Below are 14164 nucleotides of genomic sequence, written 5' to 3'. Positions count from 1 at the left end.
TCAAGCAATGTCCACGATGGTTGGTTTGTGACTCAAGTCGACCGGGGAAGGCGAAGCGCCGTTTCGATCCACTCCGCCGGATTCTGGCGGGGATCAAACCGGAGGAAAGGGAGCTCCAAGTGACCGGCCAGTTGGGACATGCCGGTGGAATGCTGCTTGGGAAACATCAGCAACCAATGTGGACGGTCATTGCTCAACGCCCATTTGCAGAGTCGTCGGGATTTGTCTTGCAAGTATTCGGGCGTCCAGAATCCGATCACCTCTAAATGAATGACGCGTCCGTCCTCGTGACGCATCAAAAAGTCGGGGGTGAAAACGTTTTGCCCATCGACCAACAACTCGGTTTCTCGTTCGAGTCGCCATCCCACCGGCGGATTGCGATTCCAGGCGGAGTCCACCGCACGCTCGAATTCGGAATCAAATTCATTCTCAGGCGGAAGTGGAGATCGAAGGCCGTCCTGGGGTGACAGTGACAATCGAAACGCTTGCTTGTTGGGGCCAAGCACACGTGCCGTCAACCTCCAGTTCTGGCAACTCAATAGCTTGGGCAACAGCTTTGCAAAACCTACTCCGTAACGAGTCGTTTCGCGAAGGGAGGAACCGGGCCCGTCCAGATCAAACCGCAGGCCAGGTTGGGTGATTCCGTTTCTCCGCCATTCCATGCGTTCAATCCGGTGCATCAATTGAGCGAGTTTGGCATGCCGAGCAATGGCTTTGAAATCCGATCCGGCTTCGATTCGAATCGACGTTGCGCGGTACAGGGCGGCTTGGGTCTGGGCGACGTTGTACGCCGAGAGCACTTCCTCCGCGGTCAGTTCCTTGTTGAATGAATGCAAGCGTTGCAGTTCGATTACATCCGAGAACATCTTCGATTCGATTTCTGTCCAACTCATTCCCAGGGACTCGCTGACTTTTTGTCGAGCCGTCGCCAGGTCGTGCTCGAAGATCCCCTCGCGGACCGTGACGATGGGATGGAGTGGTGCGGCCTCTTCAAAAACCCGCTGACGCAACCGGCTGGCCGACGACCCGCCACGTTCGTATTCACCAAGGTCATCGAGCAGCTTGCAAAAGGCGGCGATTCGTTTGGGCGGGCACGCTGGAATGTTTCCAAGCACTTCAGCGACGCGGCGGTGCAATTCTTGCCGAATCTCGCCCATTCCATTTCGGTAAATTTGCAAGCACACGGCAATCGCGTTCACGTACGCAGCGTCGCGGACACGTCGCAACCGATCTGGTTTTAAAGTTCGATTGTCAAAGTTGAGTTGAACGAGGGAGTGTTCACTACGCAGCATCAGCTTGTCTTTCGATAGGCATCGTTGCGTCGGCGTGTTCGACTGCGTTTCACTTCGTTGGTTCCATCCGCCACGATTTCGTACAGCACGGCGGTTTCTTCGCGAGAACCCCTGCGGAGCACGCGTCCGAGTCGCTGGATCGCCTGACGTTGACTAGACAGCCCGCCAAGCACGATGGCTGTTTTCACTTCGGGGAGGTCCACTCCCTCGTCCAGCACTCGGTTGGCCACCAGCACCGGGTAGCGTCCGTCGGCGAATCGTTGCAACACTTCGCGGCGTTCCTTTTTCGCGCAGTGTGACAGCAAGCAAGGAACCATGAACCGCATCGAGACCGCTCGGGCCATCACGTTGGTGCCGGTGAAGACGATCACAGGTTGGCCGCTGTGCAACCGAAACAGGTCTTCCAACGTTCGCATCTTCGCTTCGGCTTGGTCCTCGATTTTTTGCTTCGCACGGTAAGCACGCATTGCATTCTGTGCCGCGGCGGAACGTTCTGGTTCACTGTCCACCGCTGCGGACAATTTGTGAATGTCCTCCCAGCGAAAGGTTGGGTCCAATTCTCGTTGTTCCGCCACAAACTCCTGCACGGTTTCGGAGAGCCTGCGGTAGGCGTTTCGTTCTGATTCGTTCAATGAGACTGCGATTCGATGAACACGGTACTCGGCCAGTGTTTTCCCTTTGGCTTGAGCGATGGTTTGTTGGTGCAGCGTCGGGCCGACAAGCGTGTGCAAGGCTTGCAAACGCGATTCATCGGCTGGCAAGGTCGCAGTCAATCCCATCCGAATCGTTGCTGTCGACATTCTCGCGGCGTCGCTACGCCAGGTGCCTGACAAATGGTGAACTTCGTCGAAGACCAGCATCTTGAAGCGGTCGCCAATTCGCGGCATGTGAATCGCCGCCGAGTCATAGGTCGCGATACTGATCGGTGAGACGCGGTGCACCCCGTCGCCGATCAATCCTGCGTCGACGCCAGTTGCCTCACGGATCTTTTCGTGCCATTGATACATCAGGTCACGCACGGGAACGACGATCAAGACGCTGCACTGAGCGCGAAGGATGCATTCCATAGCCACCACGGTTTTGCCCGTCCCTGTCGGCATGACCAGCAGACCACAGCGTCCGCCCGACTCAAAGTCACTGACTGCTTGATTCTGGTCTGGACGCAATTGACTGTTGCGTTGGTCGTGCAAACTTGGCTGCCAATCCGGATCCGGTCCAGCCTCCCATTGCCACCACGAGGACGAATCGATTTCGAAGTGTTCTTGATCCCATTCTCGCAAGCGAGCCTGCAACTTGCCCGCCCACATTGCATCACAGCGAAAGCAATCGTCACGGTCATCGAAGACCATTGGGATCCCTCTCATTCGGCCTGCAACTGACGCTTGCTTCCAGCCGACGTCCCGCCAGCCACGCAGCCGCAGGGTCCCCCCATGAAAATCAATTGCAATCAAGAATCAAACCAATCGAACGGGCAACACGGTGAACGCAACACCTAAGCACTTGAGGCAGCATAGCCCAGCGAAAACGCACCTGGAAGAATTACCCTGCTCATGCTTGAAAGTCGATTGCGAGCACGAGTACCGTTGCACTGAGCCCCGATTAGGCGGTGACCTTGCCGGTGGGATCCCGAAATACCAGCAGCCCACCACGCACCCGCTGAACGATCTACCGAAAGATCGACACATCCCTTTCGATCGTGATCCGGACGGTCAACCTGATCGCCTCCAACAAGATCACCTGTGGAGTGCCATCTCGCGTGTTTTGGTGCAGGAGATATGCGGGCGCAACCGTCAAGACAAAGGGATTTTTGATGGGAGACGCTCGCCAGGATCTGCGACCAGGAATGAGCGGAAATCTTCCCGACAGCCGAACGGTTTCACTTCTGCGGAACGGACATTGAAAAGGCTTGTGGTTGAGATTCGACCAGCAACCAAGCGGAATCAATGTCGACATCCTCCCAGCGTTGACGCTTTCCGTTGGGCCACCGAACCTCGATGTCCACCTCGGTTTGGTGGTTTCCTAAACCGATGGTCACCGCTGGTTGGTCGCGGCACAGGTATCCGTCTCCAGCGGTCACCCGATGTGAGTGAGAGTGTGCTCCTGCGTTCACCGTGATGGTGGCCCCAACGGCATTCCTTGGCGATTGTTTTCCAATCAGAGCGAGGCGGATCCAGTGATGGAGGGTTTCGGTTTGGTTGACTAGGATCGCTGAGGGTTCGTTCAAATGAGTGATGGCAACATCATCTCGACCATCGCCATCGAAATCCAGTCTCGCCATCGCTCGGCCCACGTGGGGACGCGCCCAGTAGCCACTGGGATCCTTCACTGTTTGAAGCTGATACTTTTTGTTCTGGCGAACAAGCAGTTGCATCGGCTGCGCAAACGGTGGATCTCGTTCGGCTGGTGCATCGATGTAGCCATTGGTCACGATCAAATCGGGAAGACCATTGAGGTCAAAATCCAACGCCGCAGTGCCAAAGCCCAAGACACTGAAGCTATGCCGGTGGATTCCACTTCCGATTGAATGGTCGCGAAAGCCTGAGCGGCAGCCGTAGAACAGAGATGCCGGTTCGTCCTGGAAGTTCGTGATGTGCAAATCCTGCTGACCGTCTTGGTTGAAATCAGCGGCTGCGATTCCCATGGAAGCGGAGGGGTTTCCGAAACTTCCAAAGGCACATCCATGAACCATTGCCGTTTCGGCCCATTTTTGTGCGGGGGCGTTGGAATGAGTCCACAGACGGTCGTTCTGTTGGTCGTTTCCTATGAAGATCGAATTGACTTGCTTGCTCAGTGCGTTTGGTTGAGCAGATGTTTCGTCTAAATTCAATCCGACAATGATGCCAAGGGACGTGTCTTTCACTGGGGCATTGGAGGACCTGATCTTTTCGAATTCATTTTCCCAGCCCGTTGGGGTGCCGAACAGTAGTAAGTTGGAAGCGCCCGAAAAGCTGGCTGGGCCGATGAGGTACGTGGGCCGACCTTCTTCATTGACGGGTGGTTTCTTCCAGACGTCTTCGCTATCCGCGTATCCCAGTGCGATCAGGTCTTGCCACCCATCCGCATTGACATCCGCGATTGCAATCGACGTCGGCAGCCAAGTCGCGGGGTGACGAAGCAACGCGTTGCGTTGAAAGGTGCCATCCCCACAATTCGTCAGTAAAACGATCGAACCAAACTGGTTCACTGCTAAGTCTTCGAATCCATCTTGGTTCCAATCGCCTGCTGTGACGCCCATGGTGTAGCTGGTCTCGCTGGTTCCTGCCCAGTAACTGACATCCGTGACTTTTTGACCTGTGTTGCGATACAGCGGATTGGGATCGTCGGATTGGAATGCCGGTGGGTCGGAGGCTCCTTGCGCGCAGTAGAGGTCACAGCGACCATCCAAGTCGTAATCGACGGCAGCGATACCGCCACCGAGCGATTGGTAGATCGCGAAAGCCATGGGTTGTTGTGTTTTGGCAACACGGAATTGGTGCGTTAGCCCAACGTCTGCTGCCACGTTTCTCCATGTGGCAGTCTTTGGAGGATTGGGCCAAGTGTGGGATCGCGAGGCTGCGACGAACGGTTCTCGAATGGATGCATCCGGGGCCGCATCGGGCGATGGTGATTTGAACGCACGCAGTGTTTCAGGTGACGGTGGATGGGGGAAAGCCTCATCCGATTGGGAAAGGCGTGCGAATTGAGTTTGCAACGATTGTATGTTGTCACGTGAATCGCGAGCGTGGCTTGCGGCGACGGTTCGCCATAAAATAGCCTCCAGAGGGCGTCCAAGTGTGTCCAGTGCATTCGCCAGTTCTTCCATGTCGGCCGGGTCAGGAACTGACGTCGCGATTTGATTGCTCAGGCGGATTGTCTTGAGCACGTTTCGGAATTGCTGATGCATTTGGTCGGCTGATTCGGCATCGCCTGCAGCCCGATAGGCCTGGCTAAGACGCTGAATGGAAGTGGTGTCCGTGGGGTTGATGGCGATGGCATTTGAAAACGCTGTGATGGCCGTCTGCACGTCCTGCTTCCGAAGGGAGTGAATGCCCAACGCCGCCCAGTAGTCGGCATGGACACGTTGGTCGGCACGACTGGAGGTGAGCCGTTTCGCAACGATTTTGTCTTGTTGCAACTCGGCCAGGATTCGGGTTTCAAACGCTTTAACGTCAGGTGTTTGAAATTCTGTTTTCGATCGACTAGCCAGCCGATCTGCGGCTCCCTGATAGTCGTGCTGTTTGGCCAAACGGCGCGCGTCGGCAACCGGGCCAATTGGATGGTCGCTTTCTGTCTGTGAGATCGCGAGCAGTGCAGCCAGTTCCGGTCGCCGAATGTTGCCACTGCGACACAATTGTCGAAGCGAATTTTGGGCAAGCGGTGCACGGCCCATTCGGATCATCAACTCTGCCAAACGTCGATGGACCATCACGGCGTCGGGGGCGACCTCAAGCATTTGTTGGTAGCATCTCGCGGCCTCATAGGGGCGTCCAAGACGAATCAGCCAATCTGCTGTTGTCCCCAGGGCTGGCAGGGCCGCATCTGAATCTTGGATCGCGGGATGCTTCAAAGTGGTGATGGCTGTTTCGAGATCATTCGACGCTGCGTGTAGTTGAGCCAACGTGAAAAGGGCGATGGGATCGTTGGGGTTCGCAATCAAATGCGGATGCAGCATCTTGCCAGCGGTTTGGAGATCGCCTGCCTCAATCAAAGACATGGCCAGCTCAGCCGAAAAGGATTTGTTTTCGGTATTCGGCTCGGTCCCTGCGGTGGGGGTTGTGGGCGAGTTTACCGTCGTCCGTTCTGAATCACTCGAGTCTGCTACATGGGGCGGCTCCATCACGGATGGTTGAGCCGAAAGTGCCGGTGCTCTCTTGTCAGACCCATTGTCATGTTGCTGAGGTGACGGTTCTGAATGGCAGCCAAGCAAGACAGCAAGGACGAGTGGTCGCGAAAAAGGCAGCCAACGAAACCTGCGTGCTTCGCCGCGGCGTGGCGGCCAACGAAGCCGCCGGGCGTTGGGGCGAATCAGAGGGCGTTTGGGTGAGGGTGACAAACGTTCGCCTTTCATTTCAGATGCCTCGATGAAGGCAGCCCATGCATCTTTCTTTGCTTCGTCCCAATATGGCTGTGCCGCCGCGTTGCACGCGAATCAACACCGCAATGTTGAAGGTAGCCGGTCCCGAGTGCTTGATGTGGGTGGAATGCCTTTGGTTGCTACATATGAGCATTCGGAGGTGCTTTTTGAGTGCCCTGGCAAAGGCAGGCAGCCGGATTGTTCTTTGACAGCGTGTCGCATTCACGGCCACTTGTTTGAGTGATGGCGTTCAGTGTGCCGCCGCGTCAAACCTGTGACCTCTTCGAAGAGGCGCATCAGAAAGCTCCATCTTCGCCTTGGTTGTTCAAACGAGCGTCATGTGCCGTGGAGGGCAGCGGCCTGTTGGTACTGAGCCGCCTGTTTCAGATCGCCTTTCTTGCGTTGGAATTCCGCCATCGCGAGGTATGGAGCGCGCGAGGAGGGGGCGTTCTGAATCGCGCGGACGATCCAGGGCTCCGCAACGTCCCACTGATATTTCAGGTAGTCGTTGGCGATCGTCAGCAGTTTGGTTTGATCAGGCGATTCGTGGGACAAGGATTGAGTGAGCATGACCAGTTCATCGAGTCGTTTCCGGCCATCCAAGTACTGCTGCATGTGCTGGTCCGCTCGCTGGGTGTCGCCTTGTTCAGAATAGGCGGAGGCGAGCAAGTAGTTGATCGAGGCATCGTCAGTAAACTCATCCAACAGAGGAGTCAGCACCTCGATCACCCGGGCGTGCTCACCCCGTTTGGCAAGCTGGGAGGCGAGAGAATGCCGAGCAGGGAAGTTCAGTTCATCGAGCTCGAGGACTTCGAGCAAGCCTTCGATCGCTTGATCACTTCGTTGCATCTGCAGCAAGGCATCGCAGCGCAGCAGTCTTAAGCTGACGTTGCTGGGTTCACGCGAAATTTCGATCTCAAACAGGTCGACCGCTTGTTTGTATTGGCCAACATACTTCAGTAGTTTTGCCAGCCCGTGGCGTGCTCGTCGCAGGTGTGGATCCTGCTCGATGGCGGAGCGGAACAAGGTCTCCGCTTCCTCCATGTCACCGGCGGTGGCGAGCAATTCGGCTTTGTACGAGAGCGCACGCGCGTTCTTGGGGGCCGCTTCCAACCAGTCGTTGACATGTTGCAGGGCCAGTTCGGTTTGGCCTCGCTGGACGTCACGCTTGACGACTGCTTCCATGATCTCAGAGCCGCGTTCTGGAAAGCGAACGAGCAATTCGGACGCTTGATTGCCGTTGGATTCGTTGCCGCCAGATTGAATGTCGAGCAGCGACCGTTCGAACTTCAATTGGTCCGATGAGACTCCCCGATAACGCGCGGTGGACAACAGGGCGAGCGCACGGGCTGGGTTGCCTGAAAACCGAGCGACCTTGACTTGGCCGAGGATGGAAGCCTTTCGCTGCGATGGCCAGGGGCCTGCCTTTTCAAAGAACTGATCCGCCTCCGTGTATCGGCCCGCTTTCAACGAGTCTTCGCCGCGATAGATCCAGTACGCAGGAAGTCCCCAGTACAGGCCAACGCCGATCAATGCGAGCAAAGCAAGGGACATCCACGCCAAACGTTTTCGACCCTTTGGCTTGCCGTCGTCACTGGCTGTGGGAGTGCTCGCTGGTTTGTCTTTGGCAGGCGGCAAGTCTTTCTGAGCGTCCCGAGTGGATTCGATCCGAGACTTCAAGGGTTTCCGTCGGCTTGGCTTGGGTCTTCGGCGTGCGCTCATGGTTGATTCACATACAGTCGCAACGCATCCTGGGGTTGATGGTCCGCCGTGCTTGGGGGAACGAGCAGGTCCAGGTCTCGATCGCCGTCCCAGTCAATCAGCACACAGGTTGCTGCCTCGCAGGTGTTCTTGCGAAGAGAGTGTCGCAGAAAGCTTCCGTCATCCTGCTGTTCAAACCAAGCCACTCCATCGAAGGTGTCCTCGGGATACTTAGCGACTTCTTCAGTTGCCAGATAAGCCACCGCCGCGATGTCGGTGTCACCATCCCCATCGATGTCGCCACTGACGGCGCGATAGCATCCCGGCATCACCGCCACTTCATGAACAGTGAACGGGAAGGAGCCTTCGTTTTCGAGCCATTTGATTCCATGATTGGGTTTGGCCAGACCATCGTCGAAAGTGTCTCCGTTGGTGTACAGCACATCGAGGTCACCGTCCTGGTCAAAGTCCACCAGTTCGATGCTGCTTGATCCCGAGGCGGGGTCTTCGGCGTGAAAGACCACGTTCTTTTCGAACCTTCCGTCACCTAGGTTCCGGTGGAATTCAACCATCTCGTAGTGCTGGGTGATCAACGCAAAAAAGTCGGTTCGACCGTCTTGGTCAAAGTCGATGGTGGGTGACGAAATGGTGCCCGGTCTGGGATCGATCACTTGCCAATCCAATTCGGGGACGCCTTCGCGAAGACCTTGGTTGGTCGCCAGATGGATGGAGCCGACAAAGTGCAGGCCGAAATCAGCGACGAGCAAATCGAGCTCGCCATCATTTTCGATGTCGATCGTTCTGGCGTCAGCGACGCGAGAAAGCCCCAGTTTCAAGGCATGTCGCTGGGGTGGGCCGCTTGGCTGACCACGCAGCAGCCACACGCTGCCTTGATGTTCCGATTGTGGGTTCAGCGTGCCCAGGTCAGCGACCAAGTAGTCGGGGTATTCGTCCTGGTCCCAATCCACGGGTTCGATGTGGGCGGGATGCGAGACATTGCCGAGTTCCGTGACTTGGAAACCCTTTTCGGTGACCTCGGCCATGGTCAACGCGCCGGTCCACATGTCCGAAAGCAGGAATCGGGGAAGCTCATCGTCATCGCTTAGCACGCGAATGCTGGAGATGGACGCGGGTTTGTTGTCGGATGGCCAGGGAATTGGCTTTTCGACGAATCGGTCGTTCGGCACCCGTTCAGGTTTCGAAATCACGATCTCATCTGGCGCATCGGCTCGGAAGAACGCCACGGTGGCGTCCACGTCAGGGATGACCAAGTCGCTGCGACCGGATTGACGATAGATGCGGATGCCTTGTTCGACTTCTTCTTGCCAGCGGGCCTGGTCGAAGCTCGCTGGGTTGGGAAGGGTGTGGCAATCGGCACAGAACGCAACGATCGCCTTGTGGCTGGTCGGGGCGGTGTTCGCTGACGGGGAGGATTCTGTTTCCCCGCGATGGCATCCAGTCGCGAGCACACACAGAATGCAAAGCAGGGTGGGACGCATCAGAACTCGTTGGGAAAGGAAGAGGCGGTTCACGGGATACTTGGCAATTCAAAAGCGTCTTCATCTTCCACCAGCAGCCATTTGCGATCCACGCGGAGCGACGGCCAAGTTTGTACTTTACCGTTTGGCCATCGAACTTCAACGCGAACGTTGGTGCGGTTGTCGCCCAAACCGAATCGTGTGCATTGTTCGTTGCTGCAGAAGTATCCACTGCCACTTGTTACGAATTTGGTGGTCGCCCGATCGTTTTGGCGGATCGTGATCACGCTGCCCACGGCCCCTCGGCTGCTCTGCCGGCCGACCAAGCGAAATGCGACGCTGGAAAAATCGGTTTCGGTTCGATTGACGAGCAACGCCGTCGGTTCAGATTGGTGGGTGATGAGGACGTCAACCTGACCATCGCGGTTCACATCGATCGTCCACAATGCTCGACCGATGTGTGGCGTTTGAAAGTAGTCGCTGGCTTGGTTCTCACCAATCTCCTTGAGCGTTCCCGGGGAAGTTTGTTGAAACAACTGGATCGGTTGCGCGTAGGTGGAATCAGGACGAACGATCTGGTAGTCATCGACGTGCCCGTTGGTGACGATCAGCTCTTCGGTACCGTTTTGATCGAAGTCAATCGCTTGAGTCCCAAAGCCCACCATCGGGAGCGTTGGCGACGCGAGGTCCTGGTTCACCGTGCGATCTCGCCAACCACCGTCGGCGGATGAAATCGAGAGTGTGTTGTACTCGTCGGCGTAGTTGCTGACGTAAAAGTCCGCCAGTTGGTCGCCGTTGAAATCACTGACCGCAATGCCCATCGATCCTTGCGATCGCGAATGGGCGTCGGTTGCCAAACCTAGCAGCGTGCCCAGTTCAGCTAGCTTCAGAGGAGCGGAGGATTGTGGATCCAAGTCACCGGCGGTCCAGTAATGATTGGTCGTCATGTCGTTGGCGATCAACACATCCAAGCCTGGCGTGTTGTCAAACGATCCCGCCACCACACCCAGCCCACGCCCGGGGATCGCGGGGGCTGCACCCCATTGGTCGTTCGCTTTTACAAACGCTCCCGATTCAGTTGCGGCATAGAAATGATCCGGTTCAGCCGAAAACTGGTTGGGGGACCAGGAACGAACCCCAGCTCCGTCTGGCAGTTGGCACTCGAACGTCGCTGGTTCCAAACCGGCACAATAGTTCGCGATCACAAGGTCGCAGAGGCCGTCGTTATTCAGATCCGCCATCGCCGCACTGGTCGACCATACCGAGGCAGGCGGCAAAAGCTGCGTGGAATGATTCGAGAAAGTGCCGTCACCGTTGTTGATCCAGATTCGATTGCGGCCGTAGTTCAGCACCAGTAAATCGTCGAAGCCATCTTCGTTGGCGTCGCCGACACAGACCCCGGTGCCGAATCCTTCGTCGCGGGCACCGCAATCCTGGGAAGCGTTGCGGAACGTTCCGGCGAGGTTTCGGAACATCGCGTTGGGGGCGGAATCGTTCAGTGGTGGTGTTCCGCCGGCCGACACCAAATACACGTCCGGCCAACCATCGAGGTCGTAGTCGATGGTGCCGCCGCCGCAGCCCAACATTTGCGAGGTCAAAACGCCTGGTTCACTCAAGTCATCCGCCGTGCGACCAAAGAATTTCAATCCACGTTGCGTGGCTTCTTCGGCAAACATCAACGGCTGGTTGTTAGCGATCGGGGTTTGTCTTGTTGGATCGGCGTCGCTGCTGGAAAGGCTGGGGCCATCCTGCAGACCAGCGTCTGCTACGTCTCGAAGCTTGGCAATCGCATCCTCCGCTGATGTCTTTGGCAGCCATTTCCAAGACATGGATTGGATCCCGGCGTCCCACGGTGTTTTCTGATTCAGTTGCTGAATGATGGATCGACGCAGGGAGTCAAGTTTGAGTTTCTGTTCAGGACTCAATGGCCTCATCGTCAACCCGGTTGCTGCCCAGGCCTCTGCTTCCCACAGCCACCCGAGTCGCATCGCTGATTTAGCCAGTGCGAGGCAGGAGTCTGGTTTTTGGATGCCACGAATCGCAGCCTCTGCAAAATCTTGGCGTCGTTGCAGCAACAAAGCCGTACGCTTTTGAATCGCTTCCGCATCCGCTGACAGGATGGGTTCTGAAACTGCCAAGGAGGCCAGCTTCTGCCATGGTGCGGCCCGGTCGGGACCGAGTTTTGCGGCTTGGCCATAACCTTGGATTGCCGCTTTGGAGTCGCCAAGTTCCGTCGCCCAGTCTCCGATTGTCATCCAGAAATCGGAGTCGGTCGCTGCGGCGGACGCGGCGGATTTCGACCATTGGTCGAGCCGGTCGTACTGTCCCCGTTGAACAAAGGATCGACCCAGCAACACCTGAGCGGGCGCGAATTCGGGGTGCTGAGCAACGATGGGCTGCAACAAACCGATGGCCTCTTGGATCAACCCGCTGTCGAACCGTTGTTTCGCTTTGCCGATCTGAGGCCGCAAATCGTCCGGGTTCAGCTCCAGTATCTGTTGCAGCGACGCCACCTCCTCCGTTCGTTGGTTGTAAGACGACGCGGCGTGCAGCAGGTTGAGGTCGAAATCACGCGAGCGGATCAAGATTCGGCGATGCTCGGCCGCTTCTTGGTGTTGCTCGGTTGCGACCAATAGGTCCGCCAGCAACCGACGCAGGTCGGTGTTTTCGGGAGCATGTTGGGTCGCGGTGCGAAGCAGATCGACACCATCGAGCAATCGTCCTGCGGCTAGCAGAGCGGTGAAAGCAGTTTGAATCTGATCCTCCGATGTCCAGCCGCTGGCCGCCGCCGCATCCACGAGCAAGTCCGCTGCGCGGTCCCGGTGGCCCGAACGAAACGCCACATTGGCCACGAAAGCGAGCTTTTCGGGATCGTTTGGATAGGCAATCAGCACATCATCGGCGAGCTCCCAAGCGGCCGCCCACCGATTTTGTGTGGAAGCCGCCACCATTTGCTCGAAGGCATCCACGGGGCCCTGAGTGTTCAGCTCCACGCCAGGCGAGCCAGTGTCCGATTGCGTGCAGCCAGCAACAACGAGGACTGCCAAAAAGAACAGTTTTGCGGCGGATTGAGCGGTCTCATCGCATCTAAAACTCAATGTCATTCACTCATGAAAGATGCAATGGGGGGGATGCAATGGAGGAGCGTTTTCGATGCAGTGGAAAAAAACAATCCATTGGAAGGATTGACGGAATAACAAGGCGACCTATTCTATGGACTACTATACCGCACTTCGACGCTCGAAATGAGTGTCTCTAGCGTTTGCTATGTGTGATTTCCTAGGGCTCTCTATGCCCCCCCGGAAGAAGTGCGTTGTTCTATTCTTGTACGAAAAACAGGTTGATTAATTGATGGTTCAGCATGAATCAAAGCGAGCGGGTTTCACGCTCGTTGAACTGCTGGTGGTGATCGCGATCATTGGTGTCCTTGTCGGGCTTTTATTGCCCGCTGTCCAGGCCGCTCGTGAAGCCGCACGTCGGATGAGTTGCAGCAATAATTTCAAGCAACTCGGTCTAGCGATGCACAACTACCACGCCGCATACAACAAACTGCCTCTGCACGGCACCGGCACGCACCCTCCAACGGGAACGAATACTTGGGTCAGTCTGACCAATAGCAACAACATGCGGTTGAGTGCTTTGGTGGGGATGTTGCCGTTTCTCGAGCAACAAGGTTTGTGGGAGCAAATCAGCAACCCAAATACACAGCGAACTGATGGCAACACCGGTGCCGCGATTGGAACGCCCACCAACCCTTGGCCTGCCATGGGCCCGACGCCTCAGAACGTTCAGTACCTGCCTTGGGCGACTGAGATTGCGACCTTCCGTTGCCCAAGTGATCCGGGCAAAGGTTTGCCTGCCCTTGGGCGGACGAACTACGCCCCATGCACGGGTGATTCCGCCGTCAACAACCGCGACGGGTATTTGAATGTTTACGCAGGGACGACGGTGCCTTACGTGGCAACCAGTTCCACTGCGGCGCGAGCAAACGCGTCGATGCGTGGAACGTTCGTGATGCGAAAGCAGACTGCGTTTCGAGACCTTCTCGACGGCACTTCGAACACCATTGCCATGGGGGAAATCGCCACGGACCTGGGTGACAAAGACGTCCGAACAATCGGTGGCCGCCTAGCGGGGAACAACAACACGGCGCCGTTCTTCAACGATCCGTTGTACTGCCGCAACACGGTCCCTGGTATCGATCCAGAACGCCCATCGTTTTGGGCTGTTTCAACTGACGGCTCCACGGGCGGACGCGGATTCCGCTGGGCTGACGCTGTTCCGGTCTACACTCAGTGCACCACCATTCGACCGCCTAACAAAGAAATTTGTGGGATGAGCGGAGCCGACCGAAACTTGTCAGCGACGATGTCCAGTCGCCACCAAGGCGGTGTGCATGTCGTGATGGCCGATGGGGCAGTGAAATTCATCACGGACTCGATCGAATCTGGCAACCAGAGCATGGGCAATGTTCGAACAGGCCAAACCGGCCCGCGAGCTCCAGGTGCAGCCAGCCCTTACGGGTTGTGGGGAGCACTCGGCACACGTGGTTCACGGGAAGTGATCGACGAGAGCTTCTGATCCCGCTCGGGATTGCAATGCCTTTTAAAACAAGAACCTCAGTCTCCAGTTCGGAGGCT

The 14164-nt window shown here is 56.7% G+C and carries 7 protein-coding genes; 1 reads left to right on the top strand and 6 read right to left on the bottom strand.

The window, feature by feature from the left end; all coding sequences use genetic code 11:
* Positions 1-32: 32 nt before the first annotated feature.
* The 6 genes from ACF8AM_RS01685 to ACF8AM_RS01660 form a co-directional block, all read right to left on the bottom strand.
* Positions 33-1292, bottom strand: coding sequence for a DUF790 family protein (locus ACF8AM_RS01685; protein ID WP_392553970.1), 1260 nt, complete (start codon positions 1290-1292; stop codon positions 33-35).
* The gene (locus ACF8AM_RS01680; protein WP_392553969.1) at positions 1292-2641 is read right to left on the bottom strand and encodes a DEAD/DEAH box helicase; all 1350 of its coding nucleotides are present in this window, start codon (positions 2639-2641) and stop codon (positions 1292-1294) included. Before ACF8AM_RS01680 ends, ACF8AM_RS01685 begins: the two co-directional genes overlap by 1 nt.
* A gap of 527 nt (positions 2642-3168) precedes the next feature.
* Positions 3169-5985, bottom strand: a complete 2817-nt coding sequence (locus ACF8AM_RS01675) for an FG-GAP-like repeat-containing protein (protein WP_392553968.1) — start codon at positions 5983-5985, stop codon at positions 3169-3171.
* Positions 5986-6681: 696 nt separating this feature from the next.
* On the bottom strand, positions 6682-8025 hold the full coding sequence (locus ACF8AM_RS01670; protein WP_392553967.1) for a tetratricopeptide repeat protein: 1344 nt from the start codon (positions 8023-8025) through the stop codon (positions 6682-6684).
* A 38-nt stretch (positions 8026-8063) separates the two neighbouring features.
* The gene (locus tag ACF8AM_RS01665) at positions 8064-9545 is read right to left on the bottom strand and encodes an FG-GAP repeat domain-containing protein (protein ID WP_392553966.1); all 1482 of its coding nucleotides are present in this window, start codon (positions 9543-9545) and stop codon (positions 8064-8066) included.
* 29 nt (positions 9546-9574) lie between these two features.
* A complete protein-coding gene (locus tag ACF8AM_RS01660) occupies positions 9575-12628 on the bottom strand; it encodes an FG-GAP-like repeat-containing protein (protein WP_392553965.1) in 3054 nt (1017 codons plus the stop codon).
* 247 nt (positions 12629-12875) lie between these two features.
* On the opposite strand from ACF8AM_RS01660, the gene ACF8AM_RS01655 reads away from it, so the two are divergent.
* Positions 12876-14105: a DUF1559 domain-containing protein gene (locus tag ACF8AM_RS01655; protein WP_392553964.1), complete on the top strand. Its 1230-nt coding sequence runs from the start codon at positions 12876-12878 to the stop codon at positions 14103-14105.
* Positions 14106-14164 lie beyond the last annotated feature (59 nt).

The organism is Rhodopirellula sp. JB055 (assembly GCF_043100905.1).
In the GTDB taxonomy this organism is placed as follows: domain Bacteria; phylum Planctomycetota; class Planctomycetia; order Pirellulales; family Pirellulaceae; genus Rhodopirellula.
The sequence above is the reverse complement of the archived record's forward strand: the minus strand, read 5'-3'. Positions and strand labels throughout refer to the sequence as shown.